The sequence below is a fragment of the Actinoplanes sp. SE50/110 genome, from assembly GCF_900119315.1.
Classification (GTDB): Bacteria; Actinomycetota; Actinomycetes; order Mycobacteriales; family Micromonosporaceae; genus Actinoplanes.
The window spans coordinates 8,283,979-8,304,627 of sequence record NZ_LT827010.1 but is presented as its reverse complement, the minus strand read 5'-3'; the positions used below and the strand labels follow the sequence as shown (position 1 = coordinate 8,304,627).

Annotated in this window: 21 protein-coding genes; 16 read left to right on the top strand and 5 right to left on the bottom strand. The window is 72.9% G+C overall.

Features of this window, described 5'->3' with window-relative positions; all coding sequences use genetic code 11:
- The first annotated feature begins 48 nt into the window (after positions 1-48).
- Positions 49-405 (top strand): STAS domain-containing protein, encoded by a 357-nt coding sequence (locus tag ACSP50_RS37000; protein WP_014694448.1) that lies wholly within the window; start codon positions 49-51, stop codon positions 403-405.
- A gap of 107 nt (positions 406-512) precedes the next feature.
- Here the strand turns inward: ACSP50_RS37000 and ACSP50_RS36995 are convergent, their stop codons facing one another.
- Positions 513-1,319, bottom strand: a complete 807-nt coding sequence (locus ACSP50_RS36995; RefSeq protein ID WP_014694447.1) for an alpha/beta hydrolase — start codon at positions 1,317-1,319, stop codon at positions 513-515.
- 70 nt (positions 1,320-1,389) lie between these two features.
- On the opposite strand from ACSP50_RS36995, the gene ACSP50_RS36990 reads away from it, so the two are divergent.
- Positions 1,390-1,854 (top strand): helix-turn-helix domain-containing protein, encoded by a 465-nt coding sequence (locus ACSP50_RS36990; protein WP_014694446.1) that lies wholly within the window; start codon positions 1,390-1,392, stop codon positions 1,852-1,854.
- Here the strand turns inward: ACSP50_RS36990 and ACSP50_RS36985 are convergent.
- Complete coding sequence (locus tag ACSP50_RS36985) at positions 1,820-2,278, bottom strand: hypothetical protein (protein ID WP_014694445.1); 459 nt, start codon at positions 2,276-2,278, stop codon at positions 1,820-1,822. The two genes, ACSP50_RS36990 and ACSP50_RS36985, sit on opposite strands and share 35 nt — an antisense overlap.
- Positions 2,279-2,734: 456 nt before the next feature.
- Here ACSP50_RS36985 and ACSP50_RS36980 point away from each other — a divergent pair, with 456 nt between their 5' ends.
- Positions 2,735-3,103, top strand: a complete 369-nt coding sequence (locus ACSP50_RS36980; protein ID WP_014694444.1) for an SgcJ/EcaC family oxidoreductase — start codon at positions 2,735-2,737, stop codon at positions 3,101-3,103.
- A gap of 152 nt (positions 3,104-3,255) precedes the next feature.
- On the opposite strand, the gene ACSP50_RS36975 is transcribed toward ACSP50_RS36980, so the two are convergent.
- The gene (locus tag ACSP50_RS36975) at positions 3,256-4,896 is read right to left on the bottom strand and encodes a CocE/NonD family hydrolase (protein ID WP_099343943.1); all 1,641 of its coding nucleotides are present in this window, start codon (positions 4,894-4,896) and stop codon (positions 3,256-3,258) included.
- An 81-nt stretch (positions 4,897-4,977) separates the two neighbouring features.
- Here ACSP50_RS36975 and ACSP50_RS36970 point away from each other — a divergent pair, with 81 nt between their 5' ends.
- The gene (locus tag ACSP50_RS36970) at positions 4,978-6,489 is read left to right on the top strand and encodes a serine/threonine-protein kinase (protein ID WP_231956790.1); all 1,512 of its coding nucleotides are present in this window, start codon (positions 4,978-4,980) and stop codon (positions 6,487-6,489) included.
- Here the strand turns inward: ACSP50_RS36970 and ACSP50_RS36965 are convergent.
- Positions 6,484-7,449 (bottom strand): DUF5937 family protein, encoded by a 966-nt coding sequence (locus ACSP50_RS36965; RefSeq protein WP_043512914.1) that lies wholly within the window; start codon positions 7,447-7,449, stop codon positions 6,484-6,486. The genes ACSP50_RS36970 and ACSP50_RS36965 overlap by 6 nt on opposite strands.
- Positions 7,450-7,509: 60 nt before the next feature.
- Here ACSP50_RS36965 and ACSP50_RS36960 point away from each other — a divergent pair, with 60 nt between their 5' ends.
- Positions 7,510-8,259, top strand: a complete 750-nt coding sequence (locus ACSP50_RS36960) for an isocitrate lyase/phosphoenolpyruvate mutase family protein (protein ID WP_014694440.1) — start codon at positions 7,510-7,512, stop codon at positions 8,257-8,259.
- On the opposite strand, the gene ACSP50_RS36955 is transcribed toward ACSP50_RS36960, so the two are convergent.
- The gene (locus tag ACSP50_RS36955; RefSeq protein WP_014694439.1) at positions 8,249-9,256 is read right to left on the bottom strand and encodes a lysozyme; all 1,008 of its coding nucleotides are present in this window, start codon (positions 9,254-9,256) and stop codon (positions 8,249-8,251) included. The genes ACSP50_RS36960 and ACSP50_RS36955 overlap by 11 nt on opposite strands.
- A gap of 112 nt (positions 9,257-9,368) precedes the next feature.
- Between ACSP50_RS36955 and lepB the strand changes: the two genes are divergently transcribed.
- The 11 genes from lepB (at position 9,369) to ACSP50_RS36900 (ending at position 20,649) form a co-directional block, all read left to right on the top strand.
- Positions 9,369-10,001 (top strand): signal peptidase I, encoded by a 633-nt coding sequence (gene lepB, locus ACSP50_RS36950; RefSeq protein ID WP_014694438.1) that lies wholly within the window; start codon positions 9,369-9,371, stop codon positions 9,999-10,001.
- A 491-nt stretch (positions 10,002-10,492) separates the two neighbouring features.
- Positions 10,493-11,671: a peptidogalycan biosysnthesis protein gene (locus ACSP50_RS36945; protein ID WP_014694437.1), complete on the top strand. Its 1,179-nt coding sequence runs from the start codon at positions 10,493-10,495 to the stop codon at positions 11,669-11,671.
- A 61-nt stretch (positions 11,672-11,732) separates the two neighbouring features.
- Positions 11,733-13,016 carry an acetyl-CoA carboxylase biotin carboxylase subunit family protein gene (locus ACSP50_RS36940; protein ID WP_014694436.1) on the top strand — a complete coding sequence of 428 codons (1,284 nt, stop codon included), beginning with the start codon at positions 11,733-11,735 and terminating at the stop codon, positions 13,014-13,016.
- Between the two features lie 35 nt (positions 13,017-13,051).
- Positions 13,052-13,240, top strand: coding sequence for a hypothetical protein (locus ACSP50_RS36935; RefSeq protein ID WP_014694435.1), 189 nt, complete (start codon positions 13,052-13,054; stop codon positions 13,238-13,240).
- Positions 13,237-14,103, top strand: a complete 867-nt coding sequence (locus ACSP50_RS36930) for a RimK family alpha-L-glutamate ligase (protein WP_014694434.1) — start codon at positions 13,237-13,239, stop codon at positions 14,101-14,103. The genes ACSP50_RS36935 and ACSP50_RS36930 overlap by 4 nt, the downstream gene beginning before the upstream one ends.
- Positions 14,104-14,121: 18 nt before the next feature.
- Positions 14,122-14,751 (top strand): DegT/DnrJ/EryC1/StrS family aminotransferase, encoded by a 630-nt coding sequence (locus tag ACSP50_RS36925; protein ID WP_014694433.1) that lies wholly within the window; start codon positions 14,122-14,124, stop codon positions 14,749-14,751.
- Positions 14,748-16,067 carry an aminotransferase class I/II-fold pyridoxal phosphate-dependent enzyme gene (locus ACSP50_RS36920; RefSeq protein ID WP_014694432.1) on the top strand — a complete coding sequence of 440 codons (1,320 nt, stop codon included), beginning with the start codon at positions 14,748-14,750 and terminating at the stop codon, positions 16,065-16,067. The genes ACSP50_RS36925 and ACSP50_RS36920 overlap by 4 nt, the downstream gene beginning before the upstream one ends.
- Positions 16,060-17,103 carry an N-acetyl-gamma-glutamyl-phosphate reductase gene (argC, locus tag ACSP50_RS36915; RefSeq protein ID WP_014694431.1) on the top strand — a complete coding sequence of 348 codons (1,044 nt, stop codon included), beginning with the start codon at positions 16,060-16,062 and terminating at the stop codon, positions 17,101-17,103. Before ACSP50_RS36920 ends, argC begins: the two co-directional genes overlap by 8 nt.
- Positions 17,100-18,947, top strand: coding sequence for a M20/M25/M40 family metallo-hydrolase (locus ACSP50_RS36910; RefSeq protein ID WP_014694430.1), 1,848 nt, complete (start codon positions 17,100-17,102; stop codon positions 18,945-18,947). The genes argC and ACSP50_RS36910 overlap by 4 nt, the downstream gene beginning before the upstream one ends.
- Positions 18,944-19,732: a 1-deoxy-D-xylulose-5-phosphate synthase N-terminal domain-containing protein gene (locus ACSP50_RS36905; protein ID WP_014694429.1), complete on the top strand. Its 789-nt coding sequence runs from the start codon at positions 18,944-18,946 to the stop codon at positions 19,730-19,732. Before ACSP50_RS36910 ends, ACSP50_RS36905 begins: the two co-directional genes overlap by 4 nt.
- Complete coding sequence (locus tag ACSP50_RS36900; protein WP_014694428.1) at positions 19,729-20,649, top strand: transketolase; 921 nt, start codon at positions 19,729-19,731, stop codon at positions 20,647-20,649. Before ACSP50_RS36905 ends, ACSP50_RS36900 begins: the two co-directional genes overlap by 4 nt.

The window sequence follows — 20,649 nt, the reverse complement described above, 5'->3', positions numbered from 1 at the left end:
CGCGGCAAGTCGGCGTCGGACCTTCCGACACCAGAAGAGAGGGCAGCTGTGTATCTGCCGATCACGACCCGCCAGCTGGCCGACGGCACCGTCGAGATCGCCCCGAGCGGGGAAATCGATCTGGACAACGCGCACGTCATGCGGGACGCCGTCAACGACGTCCTGACCACCATGACACCCAGCAGGATCTGTCTCGACCTGCAGCGCGTGATGCTGATCGACAGCATCGGGATCGGCATTCTGGTGGCCTGCTTCCACACCGCCGCCGCGAGCGGCATCAAGCTGGTGGTGAGCCATCCCAGTGCCACGGTCTACCGGCAGCTCTGGGTCTCCGGCCTGGTCGGCCTGCTCGGCTGCGCCGAGCCACCCTCCCCGCGCACCTCGGTCGGGCTCCGTCCCTCCTGAAACTCCGCGGGAATTTCCTGGCCGGTTTTCACCCCTGCGGGCGAAGCCGGCCGACCGATTCCGACAGGAACCACAGCACTGACCCGTCATCCCCCGTGGCTGGCGGGTCAGTGCTTTCCGAGGAACTCCGCGGTCACCTCCACCGCCCGGCTGACGTAGGCGTCCACGTCGTACAGGTCGACGTGCCGGGTGCAGTCCAGCCACACCGTCTCGTCGGCCCGCATCGCCTCGGCCAGCTCCGGCGAGCAGTAGTCGTCCACCCGCCCGTGCACCACCAGGCTCGGCGGCAGCAGCGGCCGGACCCCGAGCACGTCCAGCGTCATCAGGCTGTGCAGCGAGCCGCGGGTCACCCTGTTCCGCCAGCCGTCCGAGCCGATCCACTTCGAGTAGTACGACCACGGCTCCTCTCCCGGCATGGCCGCCTCACCCTCCAGGGCGACCGCCGGGATCTCCTCGTCGTAGCGCTCCAGCATCCCGGCCAGCGCCGACCGGTACGACGGCAGGCCCATCCGCTCGGCGAACCAGGCCGGGCTGTTGTACGCCCCGGCGATCCCGACCACCGCCCGCACCCGTGGATCGGTCGCCGCGGCCCGCATCGCATAGCCGGCGCCCAGGCAGACCCCGACCACCGACCGGTCGTAGCCGTCCAGCACCCCCACCGCGGCCCGCAGATCGGCCAGCTTGCCCTGACTGTCCTCATGCCCGCGGCGGCCCTCACTGGCGCCGAACCCGCGGTGGTCGAACGTCAGGGTGGTGATCCCGGCCGCGGTCAGCCGCTCCGCGTAATCGGCCACCACCTGCTCCTTGACACCGGTGAACGGTCCGGTCAACACGGCGGCCCGGGACCCCGGCGCGGTCCGGAGCACCCCTTCGAGCCGCAGCCCCTCGCTGAAGAACGTCACTGTCTCGGTCACGGCACCACGCTAGGCTGCGGGGGCTACACCGGAGAAGTAGGCACTTTCGGGTACCCATCTGGGGGCAGGCGTGGAGTTCTTCGTACCGGACGTCCTCGACGAGGGGTGCGCCACCCGGCAGGCCCTGGAACGCCTCGCCGTCAAATGGCGGGTGCTGCTGATCTACGCCCTGAGCGACGGGCCGCAGCGTCCGGCCCGGCTGCGCCGCCGGATCCCCGGCATCACCCCGAAAATGCTCACCGAAACCCTGCGCGGCATGCAGACCGACGGCCTGATCCTGCGCCGCGTCCACAAGGCCGACCCGCCACAACATGTGGAATACGAGCTGACGCCGCTCGGCCGCACCCTCCGCGAGCCCCTGACCGCCATCTGTGCCTGGGCCCGCGACCACAGCACCCCCGCGCCGCCCCCGGCGTCGGCCGGCCCGGCGTTCACCGCGCCGCAGCCGTCGGCGCCGCCGCAGGACGCCGTGCCGACGCGGGTCACGCGGCGCGCCCCGGTCAGTCGTTCAGCTGGGTCCGCTGGATCTCGGTGAGGGCCGCGGTGAGCCAGTCCCGCAGATCCCGCCCCGCGAGCAGATCGGTGATCAGCAGCATGGCGTTGCGGGCCAGGGCATCCGGCTTCGGCCCCGGCGCGCCGTCCTCGTCGAGGACACCGAGCGCCCCGGCGAGCAGCCAGAGCACCACCTGCGGGTCCGCTTCCGGATGGGCCCGCACGCAGGACGCCAGCGCCTCGCGCACATCGTCGGCGGCCAGCCCGTCCGGATGTCCGTCCTCCAGCAGCAGCCGCACCGTCGTCCCGAGGATCAACCCGGCATGCGCCTGCTCCAGCCCGGCGAGCTCCGCGACGGCCGCATCGAATGCGACAGCCAGATTTCCCTGTACGGCGTCAACCGCCGCACTGGCAGCCACCGCGACCGGCCGCGCCGGAGACGGCAGATGCCGCCAGCTTCCCGTCATCCCGCGACCCTACCGATCCGACCCGGCCCCACCCCACGCGCAGACACCCCGTTCGGGGACACCGGCCCGCAGGCGCTCCACTCATGGACACCGGCCCGTAGGCGTTTCGCTCACGGGCACCTCGGGCCCGCAGGCGCTCCACTCGCGCACACCCCACTTGCACACACCATTTCGCAGACACCCGCTCGGTGGATCGTGCGGTTCCAGGTTCGCCATCGCTCATGGGCGTGGGGATGCACGGCGGGGTTTTGTCTTTTCGGTGACCACCCACGGACAATGAAGGGTCCGGAGATTGTTGTGGACGCGCCAGCGGCCAGATCTCCGGGCCCGGCCTCGGCGGGAGCGGCGATCAGTTATCAGCGCGGACATACGACATCCAGATGTTGACCTTGACCTTGATGGTGATTAGTTCCCGATCCTCACCTCGACCTTGATCGAAACCCGCGGGGAGGGTGTATGACCAGCCTGGATGCCGTTGCCGCCTGGATCGCGAAGTACCGCAAGGCGTGGGAGTCGAACGATCCGGACGACATCCGCGATCTTTTCACCGATGACGCCGCCTACTTCACCGCCCCCTATTCATCCCCCTGGCGCGGCCGCGAGGCCATTGTCGCCGGCTGGCTGAAGCATCGCGATGGTCCGGGCACCACGACGTTCTCCTGGCAGCCGTTGATCGTCACCGAGGAACTCGCCGTGATCGAAGGTCGCACCTGCTATCCGGATCGCGAATACCGCAACCTCTGGGTACTGCGGCTGGATCACACCGGGCAGGCCCGGCAGTTCACCGAATGGTGGATGCAAGCCCCGCAGCCGCCGGAACAGTGACGCACCGGCTGGACGGCGGTCCGGTCGGTGAAGCGGAGTCGGTTGCGGGGGCGCCGGGAGTGCGGTCCGGACGTCGAGCGGACGGCGGCCGGCCGTGGAGCGGAGTCGGATGCGGTTCGGTCGGTCGGTCGCGGCATGCTCCGGCGGTGCGGTCAGCGGATGGTGAGCGGCGGCGCGGTGGCCACCGGAATCGTGAGGCGGCATCCGGCCACGTCGATCGTGTGGTGTGAGGCGGCCAGCCCGCCCCCCACCCGCCCCGGGTTGCGGGCGAAGCGTGGGAACGCCCCACCGGAGAGTTGCAGCCGCAGGCGGTGGCCGGCGAGCAACCGGTGGAAGCACGGGTCGAGGGTGAGTTCCAGCCGGTGCGGCTCGCCGGCCGGGTGGCCGGGGTCGAGGCGCCGGTGCTGGTCGGTGAAGTTGAGGGAGCGGCCGTGCGGGTCGACGTCGCAGAGGCGGGCGAAGATGTCGGCGTGCGGGTTGTCGACGGTGACGGTGAGCGTGAGGGTGGGGCCGCCGATCACGTCGACGGCGGTGGGCAACGGGTCGGTGGTGAAGGTGAGGACGTCGGGGCGGGCTTCGAGGGCGCGGTTGTCCTTGACGCCCATCGAGCCGGTGAGGGTGCGGCCGCCGACGGACGGGGTGGGGTCGGCGGGGTCGTAGGTGAAGGCGGCGACGCCCTCGTCCGGGCCGGGAGCGGTGGTGGTGAGGCGGCGGCCGGAGCGCAGGTGGAAGGTGGCCGGTTCGGTCGGGGGCGGCCAGGCGGGCAGATCGTGCCAGGCGCGTTCGCCGGTGCGGTGCACCCGGACGGGTGACTTGCGGGCGGCCGGGCCGCCGGCCAGGTGCTGGTCGAGCCAGGCCAGGCTCTCCCGGGCGACGAGGCCGGCCGCGTGCAGTCCGACCTGCAGATGTGTCCACGGGCCGACGGTCAGGGCGACGTCGACGCCGCGGTTGCGCAGGGCGGTGTACTGCTGGAGGGTCTGGTCGAGGAACAGGTCCTGCCAGCCGCCGATCAGCAGGACCGGGACGGTCACCTTGTCGAGGGCGGCGCCGGCCCGGTACGGGGCCCACCACGGGTCGTCGCCGTCCGGGTGGGCGAGCCACTGCCGGTACCACGGGGCCCGGCCGCGCAGCACCGGCTCGGCGGCTTCGGGCAGGGGGAGGCCGGCCAGGGCGGGACGCAGCCGGCGCGGGGCGGTGGCCATCGACAGCACCCGGCGCAGGCCGCCGTCCTCCTGGTGGACGATCTGGTCACTCCAGCCGAGGAAATCACCGAGGGTGAAGGCGCCGGTGCCGTAGACGGCTTCCCGGAAGTCGTGCGGGCCGACGTAGATCACCGCGGTGTGCAGCTCGGGCGGCGGGTCCTGGAGCAGCGTCCACTGGGTCCAGCCCAGGTAGGAGGCGCCGAGGGTGGCCAGCCGACCGTCGAACCAGGGCTGCTCGCGCAGCCAGGCGACGGTGTCCTGGCCGTCCTCGGTCTCCTGGGCCATCGGGGTGAAGGTGCCCTCCGAGCCGAAGGTGCCGCGCACGCTCTGTAGCAGCACGTGGTAGCCGCGGGCGGCGAAGAGCCGGCCGTTCAGCGCCGAGGTGGGCAGGCCGCGGCCGTACGGGGTACGGATCAGCACGGTGCCGCGCGGCCGGTCGGTGACCGGGGTGAAGTGGTCGCCGAGGAGGCGGACACCGTCGCGCATCGGGGTGCGGACCTGCTCCACCGAGTACCCGTGCAGGGCGGGCGCCCGACCGAACAGGCGGCTCAGTGCCGCGTCGGTCAGCCGTTGCCGTCCGGAGATCGCCATCGAGCCCCCCATCGCCGGATTCCGACGATATCCACACCCCGCGGAATATGAAAGATGAATGGCATTCGCAGGATCGCCGATGTGCGAATCGGCGAGCATTTCGGCAAACTGCGTCGAGTGGACGAGGGACGCAAACTCGGTGGCCGGTACCGGCTGCTGGACGAACTCGGGCGCGGCGGGATGGCCGTGGTCTGGCGGGCCACCGACGAGGTGCTGAACCGGCTGGTGGCGGTCAAGGTTCTGGCCGGGCGGTACGCCGGTGACGAACGGTTCCGCAGCCGGATCCTGCACGAGGCCCGGGCCGCGGCCACGTTGTCGCATCCGAACATCGCCCAGATCTACGACTTCGGGGAAGACGATTCGGAGAATCCCGTTCCGTACGTCGTCATGGAATTGATCAACGGACCGACGTTGCAGCAGCGCATCGAGGACGCCCCGCTGCCGCCGCGCCGGGTGTTCCGGATCTGCGGCGAGGTGGCCGCCGCGCTGGCCGCCGCGCACGAGGACGGCCTGGTGCACCGGGACATCAAGATGGCGAACGTGATGGTCACCCCGGCCGGCGCCAAGGTGGTGGACTTCGGCATCGCCGCGGCGGCCGGCCCGGCCGAGCCGGAGGAGGGGCTGCTCGGCACCCCCGCCTACCTGGCCCCGGAGCGGCTCACCGGCGGCGCGATCGAGCCGGCGTCGGACGTCTACGCGCTCGGCGTGCTGCTGTACCGCCTGCTGGCCGACGAGTCGCCGTGGACCGTGGAGACGACCACGCAGATGCTCAGCGCGCACATCTACGCCGAGCCGGCCCCGCTGCCGGACCTGCCCGGTGTGCCGGAGGCGGTCGCCGACCTGGTCGACCGCTGCCTGGCCAAGGAGCCGGCGGACCGCCCGTCGGCGGCCGAGGTGTCGGAGGTGCTGGGCGACGCGGCGGAGGCGGTGTCCCCGCCACCGGCGCCACCGGCCCCGATGCTGATGCCGACGCGGTTCGACGAGCAGACCGAGGCGATCGCGGAGGCCCGGCTTCCGGTGTCAGTGGTCCGGCCGGTGGCCGCGGATCGGCGCACCCGGGTGCTGGCCGGCGTCGTGCTGGCGCTTCTGCTTGTCACCGTGGGGGCGATCTGGGTCACCCGGTCGGATGATTCCGGCCCGGGCGGGCTCGGCGCCGGGCCACCGGCCAGCGCCGGCGCGGTCGCGCCGCCGGCCCGGTCGGCGACCGCCTCGCCGGCGTCGCCGGGCGCCCGGTCGTCGCACCGCCCGGCGGCGGTGGTCAGTGACGTGCCGTCCAGCGCGCAGGTCCGTCCCTCCGGCCCGGCCGTGCCGTCCGCGGTTCCGGGGCCGGGCGGCGGCGGCAGCCCGGCGCCGAGCGACACGGCGCCGGCCGGCACCCGGCTGGACACCAAGGGCGGCTTCGTGCACGCCGCCTGCGCCGCCGGGAACGTCCGGCTGCTCGACTGGACGCCGGCCGACGGCTACAGCGTCGAGCGGGTCGATCCGGGGCCGGGCCTCACCGCGTCGGTGACCTTCGCGAGCGATGTGACCCGGGACCGGATGTCGGTGACCTGTTTCGCCGGCAGACCGTCGGCGGTGGTCCTGCCGCTATAGGAGCCGCCGCACCGGGGACGGGGCCGCGGCGAGCAGGGTTTCCGCGGCCGCGGTGCGCGAGTTGAGCAGCGAGCGCCCCTCCCGGTGGGTGGTGACCAGGCCGGCGGCGCGCAGCACACGCAGGTGCTGGGAGACGCCGCCGGCGGTGAGCCCGGTCCGCCGGGCCAGGCCGGTGGTGGAGCGGGGCACGTGCAGTTCGGACAGGATGCGGGCGCGTCCGGCGCCGAGCAGCGCGCTGAGCGCGTCCGGCGGGGCCGCCGGGGTCTCGGTGAGGGTGGCGACCCCGGCGGCCGGGTAGGCGAGTTGCGGGGTGCCCCACGCGGAGACGGTGAGCACCGCCGGCCAGGCGAACACCGAGGGGATCAGCACCAGCCCGCTGCCGTCCGGGACGTCCGAGGCGGTGCAGTGCCGCTGGTCGACCAGGAGGGTGCCGCCGGTCCAGCGGACCCGGTCGTGCAGGTCGTTGAGGACGGCCGCGGCGCCGTCGGTGGCCAGCCGGTGGGCGCGGCGGCGGACGTCGGCGTCGAGCAGGCCGTGCATGCGCGGCCAGTCCGGGGCGATCGAGGACGCCCAGTAGGCCGCGATCTCGTCGCAGAGCCGGGCCAGGCCGCGGTCCGGGTCCTCGGCGAGTCCGGGGGCCGGGTCGCCCGCCAGGAGCGCGAGATGGGCACGGACGACATCGTGGTCGGTCTGGCGAAGAACCGACAGTTCGGCGTCGAGGTCGGCGGTCAGGCCGGCCGGCGGCGGGGTCAGGAAATCGGGGGCGTAGCCCCCGGCCGGCGGCACCAGGCGGGCGAGCAGGCCGCCGGGCCCCGGCCGGTTCCGGTCCGCCCACCGGCGGTGTACGGGATGATCCCCCCGCCCGTGCAGCACCCGCAGGCTGGTCACCACCTCCCACAGGCAGGACACGCCGAACCTGATCCGGGTGGCGGCGTCCGGGGGCAACGCGATCGCGACCATGCTTTCAGTCTGCGCTAAATGGTTGCCGCCGGAGCGCACCGGCCGCGTTGACTCGGTGCCGTGACCGACTTCACTGCCCTGCATCAGCCCGGCTCGCCGCTCGTCCTGGTCAACGTCTGGGACGTGGCGAGCGCCCGGATCGTCGCCGCGGCCGGCGCCGCCGCGGTCGCCACCACCAGCGCCGGAGTGGCCTGGAGCCTGGGCGTGCCGGACGGTGACGCGCTCGGCCGGGAAGCGGCGGTGGCCGCGGCCCGCCGGATCGTCGCCGCGGTGTCCGTGCCGGTGTCGGTGGACGTCGAGGCCGGGTACGGCGACCCGGCCCGCACCCTGCGCGAGATGGCCGCCGCCGGGGTGGCCGGGGTGAACCTGGAGGACGGCCGCCGCTCGATCGCCGAGCAGACCGAGCGGCTCGCCGCGGCCCGGGCGGCCGCCCCGGCGGTGTTCCTCAACGCCCGGATCGACACGCTGCTGTTCGGCCTGGGTGACGTGACCGAGGCGATCGAGCGCGGCCGGGCCTATCGGGACGCCGGGGCGGACGGCATCTTCGTGCCCGGCGCCACCGATCCCGCGGTGGTCGGCGCGCTGGTCGCCGGGATCCCGGGGCCGGTGAACGTGATGGCCGGGCCGGGCGCGCCGTCGATCGGCGAGCTGGCGAAGCTGGGGGTGGCCCGGATCAGCCTGGGCTCGGCGGTGGCGCAGGCGGCGTACGGGCTGGTGGACCGCGCCGCCCGGGAGGCCTTCACCGGGGGCGGCTATGCGGAGCTGGCGGGCGCGGCCGACTACGGGCGGCTGAACGAGCTCAGTCGCTGAACTTCTGGAACTGGATGGTGAACTGGTACGCGGTCTGGATGATCCCGCTGCAGTTCGCGGCGACCGTGCCGTTGCCGCAGGCCCCGGTGTCCCGGTTCACCGACCAGAATCTGACGAAGCCGACGCCCTTGCTCTTCGCCCACTTCAGCAGGTATGCCGCGTCGGCCGGCTTGGTCGTCCCGCCGGTGCCGTTCACCCCGATCATCGGGGTGACGCCGAACATCTCCCACAGCTCCTCGACCGACTTGTCCGGCCACACGCCGGCCAGGGCGGCCCGGGCGGCGCCGGCGGCGAGCGTCATGGCCCGGCCCCAGCCGCCGCCGGCCGCGTTGAAGTTCATGGTGAGCGCGTTGACGGTGACCTTGAGCCCGGCGTCCGCGGCCGCTTTGAGCATGGTGATCGCGTCGCTGCCGAAGCCGGTGACTCCGGCGACCGGCAGGGTCAGCGTGATCGCGGTGTCCCGGTCCTCCTGCAGCTCGGTGAGCGCCCGGATCACCGGCTCGACGGTGACCTGCTGCTCCAGGTCGACGTCGAGGCGGTTGGCGCCGACCGCGTCGAGGGCTTTGCGGTACGCGCCGGCCAGCTGCTCCTCGCTGCAGACGCTCTCCAGGTAGGTGCCGGTCGGGCCGCCGGTGGCGACCACCACGTTCCCGCCCCGGCCGGTGATCCGGTCGGCCTCGCCGGTGACCGTGGCGTCGGCCAGCGGGGTTCGGCCGCCCCACGCGGGGTCGCAGGCGCCCTGTGGTGGCGCCTGCAGATAGGCCAGGGTGAAGTCGGTCTGTCCGGTGGCGGCCAGGTCGTCGATCGCGACCGGGCCGGCCGTCACGTCGATGTAGGGCGCGACTCTGAGGGTCTCCGGCCGGCCGCCGACGGCTTCGGCGGTGACCCGGGGTTCGGGGCCGGGGCTCGGCGGGGGAGCCGCCTCGTGGGTGCTGGAGCAGCCGCCGAGCAGCAGGGCGGTGACGGCCACGGCGCGGGCGGAACGTTGGAGAGCCACCCCTGCACTATTCCACCTACGTTGCCCGGATAAATCGGATGTATTGGGAATCGGTAGAGGGTGGGTGGCTGCGCGAAGTCGGCGTGACGTCCCTGCCCCACGGTGACTATTGATGTACGCTCCGCCCGTGTCCGAGGACAAGATCAACGATCGTCCCTTTTATCGTTCCAAGGGATTCGAGCTGCTCGTGCTCATCGTGGTGGGCGTGCTCGTCGCCGCCGGGGTGCGCGCCTACCTGCTGCAGACCTTCTACATCCCGTCCGGGTCGATGGAGAACACCCTTCTCCTCAACGACAAGGTGCTGGTGAACAAGGTCCTCTACCGGTTCCGCGACCCGCACCGCGGTGAGGTGATCGTCTTCCAGCCCCCGCAGGCCTGGGGTGAGGGCGCCGCCGACCAGGAGTACATCAAGCGGATCATCGGCGTCGGCGGTGACCGGGTGGTCTGCTGCGACCCGCAGAAGCGGCTCACGGTCAACGGGCAGGCCCTCGACGAGCCCTATCTGTTCCCCGGTGACGCCCCGTCGGACGACAAGTTCGACGTCACGGTCCCGGCCGGGCGCCTGTTCGTGATGGGCGACCACCGGTCGGACTCCGCCGACTCCCGCGCCCACCTGGACGCCGATCAGGGCACCGTCCCGGTCGACCGGGTCGCCGGGCGGGCCTTCGCCATCTACTGGCCGGCCTCCCGCTGGAGCTCCCTCTCCGTCCCGGACACCTTCAAGTCGGTCCCGGACAAGGGCTGACCGCAGCCCTCCCGACCTCGGCCCGCGAGCCCGTCAGCCACCCGGCTGGCGGGCTCGCGGTCGTTCGCGCACCTTAATCTCCTACCTGGCCGGTATGTGGGATAGATCTCCTTTCATGACTTGGTCGGCGTTCGGACATCGAAGTCCGACGAGGCGCGTTACCGTGTCCGAAGTAGATCAGGGGACTGTTTGAGAAACATCTATCTACCGATCGGTGTATTTTCGGCCGGCCTTCCGGCATCAGTCATGTGGTCGGTAAGTATTTCACCACGCAAGCAACACATGTGAATTTGTACGTCCTTGACCGGCTCGCCGATCCGTCGCTAGTTTCGGTCCGTACCGCAAGTCGTCCATTGTGGATCATGCGAATGATCACGCCTGGACCCATCGGGGGAGAAAATGCTGACATCTGTCACCCGCCGGACACCCCGGTCCCGGTGCCACCCGCGCGGCGGGGCCCGTGACCGAGCTACCGGGAACGGCTTCGCGGCATGAGCGCCGAAGCCGTCTTCGCCGATGTGACCGGCGGCGCGAGCGCATCGCAGTGGGCCGCGCTGGCGGGGGGACACCTCTACTCGACCGAACCCTGGCTGACCTTCTGCGCCACCGACATCGGCGGCGAGACCCGCACCGGGGCGCTGCACGTGGGTACCGGCGACACCGCCGCGGCGGTCACCGTGACCGCCGTCACCACCGAGAACAACTCCTTCTACCAGTGGCAGGACCAGCTGGTGGCGCGTGGTCTGCCCGCGCCCGGCCCGGTCGGCCTGCTGGTCGGCCAGCGGCGCGGATACCAGACCCACCTGCTGGCCCGGCCCGGCGCCGGCGACCACGCCGGCCCGCTGCTGGAGAGTCTGCGCAAACTGCGCGCCGAGGTGCCCGGCACCGAGGTGCTGCCCACCGCCCCGCGCGGCCCGGCCCCCCTGGTGGGTGTCTTCCTCGGCACCTCCGACGTGGCCGCGCTGCGCTCCGCCGGGGCCGACGCGCTGCCCGTGCTGATCGCCACGGACGCCTGGATCCCGGTGGCCGGCGGATGGCCGGACTATCTGCGGTCCCTGCCCTCCAAAGGCCGTCGTGATTCGGTCAAGCAGGAGGTGAAAGCCTTCGCCGCAGCCGGTTACGAATTGGTCGAGGACACCCTGCCGAATTCCTATGTCACGGCGGCCGGGCTGCTGGCACGGACGCAGGAGCGATATGGTCATCCCTATGACCTGGACGTGCTGACCGAGTCATTTCGCCGACAGGCCGCCGCGATGGGCGACAAAGCGCGGGTGTTGTACTGTCGGTTGCCGGGGCAACCCCCGGTCGGCTATTCGCTTTTCTACATTCACGGCGACACCCTTTTCGTGAGGGCCGTGGGATTCGCCTATGACCGGCTCATTCCCGGCGCCGCCGAATACTTCAATCTGGTTTATTACGCGAGTGTCCGGATCGCCGCCGAGCACGGTCTCTCCTGGATCCATCCGGGCATCGAGTCGGCCGACGCCAAGGCGCTGCGCGGGGCCCGCCTGCGCCCGCTCTGGCTGCTCGACCTCGCCGAGGACAGCGTGCTGCGGGACTCCGGCGACCTGATCCGGGCGCACAACGCCGCCGTGGTCCGCCGTCTCGGCGAGTCATCGCCGGCGGTCGCCAAGGCCTTCGACGCCGACCAGTGCCTTCCGTACTGCTGATCCCGTCCCGCTGCTGAATCTTCCTTCCCGACAGATCACCGACTGATCGGAGTACTTCGTCATGCCCACTTCAGCCCTGCTCTTCATGGGCGACCTCGTGGTGCTGGCCCGGCAGGCCCGGCTCATCTCGGACGCCGCCCGTCGGGGCCTGGCCCCGGTCGCCGTGGTCGGCCTCGGCACCGACCTCGGCCGGCTCGACGCGCTGCGCGCCGACGCCACCCACCCGCTGTCCGCGCTCGCCGAGGTCGTCCAGGTCCCGGACGCCTCGATCGCCACCGTCCTGCAGGCCGTGCAGCCGCTGCTGCGCCGCTACGAGGTTCGCGGCGTGGTATCGGTCGGCGAGGTGTTCGTCGAGCCGGTCGGCGTCCTGGCCGATTGCCTGGGCCTGCCCGGGGCGGGCACCACCGCCTCGGTGATCTGCCGCAACAAGCTGCTGCAGCGCACCACCGTGCCGGAGTTCTCCCCGGAGTACGAGGCGGTGCCGGCCGATCGGCGCGCCACGTTCACCGTCGAGGCCGGCCGCTTCCCGCTCGTGGTCAAGCCGGCCGGGCGGTACTACAGCTCCGGGGTGCGCCTGGTCACCGATCAGGCCGAGCTCACCGCGGCCCTCACCGCGCTGGGCGACGACGAGATCGCCCTGGTGGAGAGCCGGGTGGTCGGCCCGGAGTTCTCCGTCGAGGCGATCGTGCAGGGCGGCGTGGTGCTCTGGTCCGGGGTCACCGGCAAGGAGAGCAACGAGCACGAGACCAGCTACTTCACCGAGCTGGCGCACACCAGCCCGGCGGTGCTCGACCCGGACGACCACCACGCGCTGGTGGCCGCGAACACCGAGATCATCCGCCGGGTCGGCCTGCGCGACGGCATCACCCACGCCGAGTACCGGCTGAGCAGCGCCGGCCCGGTGCTCATGGAGATCGCGGCCCGGCTGCCCGGCGACGCGATCACCTTCCTCTGGGAGCTGGCCACCGGGCAGCCGACCGAGATCACCATCATCGATCTCGCGCTCGGCGTCCCGGCCGCCTACCCGGCGCCCCGCCGCCGCGCCCGCCAGCACTTCCTCTCCCACCCGCACGGGGTGCTGGGCGACGTGACCGCCGACGGCGTCGAGGTCGTCTGGCCCGGCGTGGACGACCGCTGGCCGGCCTTCACCCCGCGGGCGGCGGCCGACGATCCGCACACGCACGCGGTCATCGTCGGCCGGCTGCCCGGCGACGTCCTCGGCGACCAGATCGACTCCGGCCACCGGTCCGCCTCGGTGATCGTCGACGCCCCGCTGGACGCCGACATCGAACACGCCACCAAAACCGCCGCCGGTCGGGTGACCCTCACCGTCCGGCCGGCCTGACCACCATCGATTCACGAAAGGGAAGTGCCGACACCATGTCCACCCTCACCGCCACGCCCCACTGCCTGGTCTGTGACACCGCCTTCGACGTTCAGGACGACTGGGAGAAGGGCGAGATCGTCGAGTGCGCCGCCTGCGGGCAGGAACACGAGGTGGTCGAGCGCTCCGCCGCCGGCCTCGTGATCGACCTCGCGCCCGAGGTCGAGGAGGACTGGGGCGAATGAGCCACGAGGTCCTGCTCACCGTCACCATGCTGCGCCCGGAGGAGAAGCTGCTGGCCCGCGCCCTGCGCGACCGCGGCATCGAGGTCCGCACCGCGCTCTTCGGTGACCTGGCCGAGGTGGTCTCCGGTCCGGCCGCGCCGCCTCCGCTGGCCATCATCCGCAACGTGTCGCACCGCGAGGCGATCGACGCCGCGCGCCGGCTCGAACACCTCGGCGTCACCGTCCTCAACCGGCCGTCGGCGATCGAGATCTGCAACGACAAGGGCCTGCAGGCGTTGGTCTTCGACCGGAACGGCATCGCCCACCCGAAGACCCTGCACGTCTTCGGTTTCGACCAGGTCCGGGCCGCCGTCGAGGAGGTCGGCTGGCCCGCGGTGGTCAAACCGGTGAGCGGCTCCTGGGGCCGCGGGGTGACCAGGCTGACTGACGAGGCCGGGGTGGCCGCGTGGATCGGCGGCCGCGAGTCGGTGGACGCCGCCGGCAAGGCGTTCCCGGTACTGATCCAGGCGTACATCGACAAGCCCGGTCATGACCTGCGGGTCCTCGTCGTGGGCGACCAGCCACTGGTCGCCTTCCGGCGGGTGTCGCAGGACTGGCGGACCAACACCCATCTCGGCGCCACCGTCGAGCGGGTCGAGGTGACCCCGGAGATCGCCAAGCTGTGCCGTCTGGTCGCCGACGCACTGGGCGACGGCTTCTACGGGGTGGACCTGGTGGAGGACCGGAGCACCGGCGAGTTGCTGGTGCTCGAGGTCAACGCCAGCCCCGACTTCGCCCGCTCGTCCCAGGTGCACGGCGTCGACGTGGCCGGCCATCTCGCCGACTACGCGGCCCGGCGCCTGGAAGCCGGGGTGCCGGCATGAACTCGGAAGGGAACGACCATGGACCCCTTTGACACCGCGACCGTCCTGACCCGGGTGCTCACCTCCGGGGTGGTGATGAGCATCGAGCGCAGCGACCGGGAACTGCCGGCGCTGGAGCGGCTGCTCACCAAACGCACCGGGCGGGCCCGCGCGGTGCTGGTCAACAGCCGCACCGCCGCGGTCCACGCGGCCCTCGCCGGGCAGGGCATCGGGCACGGTGACGAGATCACCCAGCCCGGGCTGAACCGGTCCACCGCGGCCTTCCTCTCCTGGCTCGGCATCACGGTGCGACCCGGCGACCCGGCGACCTTCGACGAGATCGTCCTGGGCCCGGGCAACGCCGGTGAGCTGGCCGGGCTGGCCCGGCACGCCACGGCACCCGCCCTGGTCGTCGACCTCACCCCGATCGGCTTCGGCCCGGCCGCGGCCGTGCTCACCGACGACGAGCAGATCTGGACCCGGGCCGAGCGGCTGAAGATCTTCGGCGCGTTCGACCTGCGGACCATGTGGACCCAGGAGGAGGCGGCTCCCGGCACGGCGCCGGGAGTCCAGTTCAACTACCGGCTCAGCCCGTTGGTGGCCGCCTGCGTGCGGATGTCACTGACCAGGGCCACCCCGCCGGCCGTCACCGCAGGAGCGCGAGAGTGATCACCGACTTCCCGTCCGCCCCCCTGACCCTGCCCGACCCCGAGGAGCTCACGGCCGAGCTCGCGGCCCTCGGCGGCCCGGCGATCATCCCGCCCACGGCCCGCCGCACCATCTTCCCGGTGATCACCAAGGAGGACGTGTTCAACCTCCTGCTGGCCCAGCGGGCCGACCCGCAGCAGGTGGTCGCCGACTTCGCCGAGGCGTACCGGTCGTACGTCGGGGCGCGGTACGCCCTGCCCACCGCGAGCGGCACGTCCAGCCTGCACCTGGCCCTGATCGGGGCCGGCGTGCAGCCGGGCGACGAGGTGATCGTGCCGGCCTTCACCTTCATCGCCACCGCGCAGGCCGTGGTGGCCGCGCACGCGGTGCCGGTCTTCGTGGACATCGACCCGCGCACCTACTGTCTGGATCCGGCCGCCGCCGAGGCCGCGATCACCGGCCGCACCCGGGCGATCATGCCGGTGCACGTCCACGGCCTGCCGGCCGACGTGCCGGCGCTGCGGGCGCTGGCCGACCGGCACGGGCTGGCGCTGGTCGAGGACGCCTCGCACGCCCACTCCGCGCGGATCGGGGACGCGGTCGCCGGCTCGTTCGGCGACGCGGCCGGCCAGAGCCTGATGGCGGACAAGAACTTCCCGCTCGGCGGCGAGGGCGGAATCGCCTTCTTCGACTCCGAGGCGGGCTGGCGCCGGGCCGTCGACTACGTGGCCCGGCACGGCATCGACTACCGGATGTCCTGGGTCGCCGCGGCGTTCGGCGCGAGCCAGCTCAAGCGGCTGCCCTACTACGACGAGATCCGGGCCCGCAACTCCCGGGTACTCGCCGACGCGCTCGACGGTACCGGGCTGTTCGCGCCGCCGTTCGTGCCGCCGGGTCACACCCACGCGTACAACATGTACCGGATCACCCTGCACCCGGCGGCGGCCGGGCTGGACGACCTGCCCGGATACGCCGTCAAGGAGGCCGTGCACGAGCTGCTGGTCGCCGAGGGGGTGCCGGCCCGCGAGTGGCAGAACACGCCGATCCCGTGCCACCTGCCGTTCCAGCGTCGCACCGGCTTCGGCGGCGGGTATCCGTTCACGCTGAATCCGGCCGCGGCCCGCGACCACCGGCCCGAGGACTTCCCGGTCACGCTCGGCATGCTGGACAGCACCCTGGTGCTGTGCCGGGAGCTGCGTTCGCCGGTCGAGTACGAGCGGATCCTGCGGTACGCCGACGCCTTCCGCAAGGTGGCCCGGCGTCCGGACGCGATCCGCAAGCTGGTGGCCGACCGGGACTACCGGCGGCCGTACGAGAAGGCGGCCCGCCTTGGCTGAGCAGCGCATCCGGGTCGCCATCGCGGGGGCCAGCGGCTACACCGGCGGCGAGCTGGCCCGGCTGCTGCTGGACCACCCCGCGGTCGAGCTGGCCTTCCTCTCCTCGGAGCGGCACGCCGGCCTGCCGGTGGCCGCGCAGCACCCGGCCCTGCGCAACCACCCCGGGGTGGCCGGCCTGAAGTTCCGGCCGCTCGACGAGCTGCCGGAAACCGACGTCGCGTTCGCCTGCCTGCCCACCGGCGCCCTGCCGGCCCGGCTGGGTCTGCTGGCCGAGCGCGCGAAGCGGGTGCTGAACCTGGCCGGCGACTATCGGCTGGCCGACCCGGCGGAGATCCGCACCCACTATCCGGCGACCGCCGAGCACCCGGCGCCGGCCCCGTTCCGCTACGTCGTCCCCGAGCTGACCGTGCCGCTGCCCGACTCCCGGTTCGTCAATCTGCCCGGCTGCATGGCGGTGGCCAGCGTGTACGCCCTCTACCCGGCGCTGCGGCACGACCTGGTGCAGCCCGGCGTGGTGGTCGACGCGAAGACCGGCTCGACCGGCGGTGGCCGGAACTCGACCGAGCAGCATGCCGACCGGGCCGGCAACTTCCGGGTCCACAAGCTGCACGGGCACCGGCACGGTCCGGAGATCCGGCAGGCCCTCGCCGACCTCGCCGGGTCGGCGCCCGACCTGCAGTTCTCGGCGCACAGCCTGGACGTTCCGCGGGGCATCCTGGTCACCGGGTACGCCCGGCTGCGCTCCGGGGTCACCTCGCTGGAGGTGAAGCGGGCGTACGCGCAGGCGTACATCGGCAAGCCTTTCGTCCGGGTCCGCCCGGCGCCCAAGGCACCGCAGGACTTCCCCATGCTCAAGGCGGTGGTCGGCTCGAACGTGGCCGAGGTGGCCATCGCGGTGCAGGGCGACCGGCTGGTCGCGGTGGCCGCCCTGGACAACCTGATCAAGGGAGCGTCCGGGCAGGCGATCCAGGTGATGAACCTGCAGCACGGCCTGCCCGAGACGACCGGCCTGCCGTTGACGGCGGCCGCCCCGTGACCCGGCCGCTGTACGTCGTCAAGGTCGGCAGCAGCACGCTGGACCGGGACGGCATCCACGACGAACTCGACGAGCTGGTCGCGCGCGGGGCCCGGGTGCTGCTGGTCGCCGGCGGCGCGGCCGGCATCGAGCGGCACTACCGGGCGATCGGCCGGGCCGCGCCGCAGCTGCGCCTGCCCAACGGCGACGTGGTCCGGCACTGCCCGGCCGAGGAGATGCCGCACCTGGTCGACGCGTACGAGAAGGTCACCCTCCCGGCGGTGGAGGGCGGTCTGCGGCGGCGCGGCCGGACCGCGTACACCGCGGTGGCGGCCCGCGGCGGCCTGGTCACCGGACGTCCGAACCGGCCGCTGAAGGTGGTGACCGGTGCGGGGCGCACCGGGGTGGTGCGTGACCACCGGGTCGGTGTGCCGGACCGGGTGGACGTCACCCGGATCGGCGCGCTGCTGGACGCCTTCGACGTGGTCTGCCTGTCCCCGCCGGTGCTCGACCCGGACGACGGGCTGCCGCTGAACGTCGACGCCGACGTGCTGGCGGCCGCGCTCGCCCGCGCCCTGGGCGCCGACCACCTGCGCCTGGTCACCGGCACCGCGGGGCTGCTGACCGATCCGGCCGAGCCCGGCTCGACGCTGCGCCACGCCTACCCGGGCGAGGCCATGGCGTACGCCGGTGGCCGGATGCGGCAAAAGGTGCGCGCCGCCGAGCTCGCCCTGGACAGCGGCGCCGACGTGGCGGTCACCGGTCCGCACACGCTGCGCGAGGCGTCCGGCTGGACCCGGTTCTGGCCGACCCGGGAACCGGCCGCCGACCTGGAACTGCTCACCCACGCGGTGAGTGTGCCCTCGGTCTCCGGCGACGAGCGGGAGCTCGCCGGCTACCTGCTGGACTGGTGCGCCGCGCGGGGCATCGACGCGGCGATCGACGAGGTGGGCAACCTGGTCGCGACCAAGGGGGACGGGGACCGCACCCTGCTGCTGCTCGGGCACCTGGACACGGTGCCGCACCACTGGCCGGCGCGCTGGGCCGGCACCGAGCTCAGCGGCCGCGGCTCGGTCGACGCCAAGGGCAGCCTGGCCGCGTTCCTGGAGGTGCTGTCCACCGTGACGGTGCCGGCCGGCAGCCGGGTGCGGGTGGTCGGCGCGGTCGAGGAGGAGATCTCCTCGTCGAAGGGCGCCTTCCACGTCCGCGACCACTATCCGGCGCAGGCCGTCGTGGTCGGGGAGCCGAGCGGCTCGCAGACCCTGACGCTGGGCTACTTCGGGCTGTTCAAGCTCGGGGTGACCGCCTCGACGCCGAGCGGCCACTCGGCCGGGATGGACGCCGTCTCGGCTCCGGACGCGCTGGCCGCGGTGCTGCTGCGGATCCGGGAGGCGGTCGGCAAGCTGGCGCCGGAGGCGCTGAGCGCGGTCATCGACCTGCGCACCGAGTCGCATCCGGGCGGGCATCGCGCGGCCGGCGTGCTCAACTTCCGGGTCCCGCCGGACGCCGACCCGGAGGAACTGCGCGAGGCCGCCCTGGCGGTCCGCGGGCCGGACGTCGAGGTCGAGGTGCTGCGCAACACCCCCGGTTACGCCGGGAAGCGGTCCGGGCCGCTGGTCAAGGCCTTCAACCGGGCGTTCGCCGGGGCCGGCGTCCGCCCGCGGTACGTGGTGAAGAAGGGAACCTCCGACATGAACACGCTCGCCACCACCTGGCGGGACGTGCCGATGGTGGCGTACGGGCCGGGTGACTCGGCGCTCGACCACACCGACGTGGAGCGCATCGGCGCTGACGAGTACCGGGCCGGCCGTGCGATCCTGACCGCGGCCGTCGAGCAGTGGCTGACCCTGGGCGGCGACCGGTGACCGCTCCGGAGATCCTGGCCGGTCAGGCACGCGAGGCGCGCCGGCTGATCGTCGACATGGCGGCCAGTGAGCGGGGCTGCCATCTGGGCGGCAGTCTGTCGGTCACCGACATCCTGATCGCCGCCCTGGACCGGGCCCTGGAAGCCGACGACGGCACCCGGGTGGTGCTCAGCAAGGGCCACGCCGCCGCCGGGCTCTATGCCGCGCTGCACGTCACCGGCGTGCTCAAGGACAACCCGGCCCCGGTGTACGGCCTGGCCGGGCACCCGTTCACCGGCCATCCCGGCCCGAAGGTGCCCGGCGTGGTGTTCCCCACCGGCAGCCTCGGGCACGGCGTGCCGTACGCGGCGGGCTGGGCGCTGGCCCGGCGGCTGCGCGGCGAACCCGGCCTGGCCATCGCGGTCACCGGCGACGGCGAGCTGCAGGAGGGCCTGGTGTGGGAGGCCGCCCAGGTCGCCGCGGCCCGCCGGCTGGGCAATCTGGTGATCGTGGTGGACCGCAACGGCGGTCAGAACGACGGCCTGGTCGCGGACATCTCGCCGCTGCCCGGCCTGGCCGACCGGTTCCGCGCGTTCGGCTTCGAGACGGCCGAGGTGGACGGGCACGACGTGGCCGCGCTGTCCGCGGTCCTGGCACCCGGCCGGGACGGCCTGGACCGGCCGCTGGCGGTGATCGCCGACACCGTCAAGGGCAAGGGCGTGCCGCCGGTCGAGGGCCGGGCGAACTCGCACTACGTGACCATCGACGCCGCCCGGGCGGCCAAGTGGAAGGCACTGGTCCGATGACCCTCAGCGGGCGTGACGCCTACCGCGACGAGCTGACCCGGCTCGCCGGCAGCGACGGGTCGATCCTCTGTCTGGAGGCCGACCTCGGCGGCAAGGGACATCCGTTCCAGAAGGCCCACCCGGACCGGTTCTTCAACCTCGGGATCGCCGAGGCGACCATGGTGGACATGGCCGCCGGGCTGGCGGTCGCCGGCTTCCGGCCGTTCGTCAGCACGTTCGCGCCGTTCGCGGCGCTGCGCGCGGCGGAGAGCCTCAAGCTCACCCTCGGCTACCTGGGCGCGGGTGTCACCGTGGTGGCGCCGTACGCCGGCGTCTCCGGCGCCTGGTTCGGCACCACCCACCACTGCCTCGAAGACCTGGCCGTGCTGCGCAGCATCCCCGGGGTCACCATCGCCGCCCCCTACGGCGAGCAGGAGATGCGGGCGGTGATCCGGGCCGCGGCCCGCTCCGGGCGGCCGCACTACATCCGGACGGGACGCGGCGCGGCGTACGACAGCCTGCCCTTCGACGGCGACGACCGCCCGCCGGTGCAGTGGCAGACCGGCCCGGACCCGGCGAAGGTCTGCCTGGTCTCGGTCGGCGAGGAGGGCACCCGGCTCAGCCTGGAGGCCCGCGCGGCGCGGCCGGCCGCCGACCACGCCCACCTCTGCTACCTCGACCACGAGGGCCTGCGTGCGGCCGCGGCCGAGCTCGCCCGCCGGCACAGCCGGTTCGTGGTGGTCGAGGAGCACCGGGCCGAGGGCGGCATCGCCGAGGCCCTCGCCCTGCTGCTGCCCGGCCGCACGGTGACCGGCGTCAACGCCGGCCACGGCTGGCCCTCCGAGGGCGGCGACCACCACCAGGTGATGGGCGGGCTCGGCCTGGATCTGCCGGCCGTCCTCGCCGCACTCGACGACCACCTTTCCGACGGAGTGTGA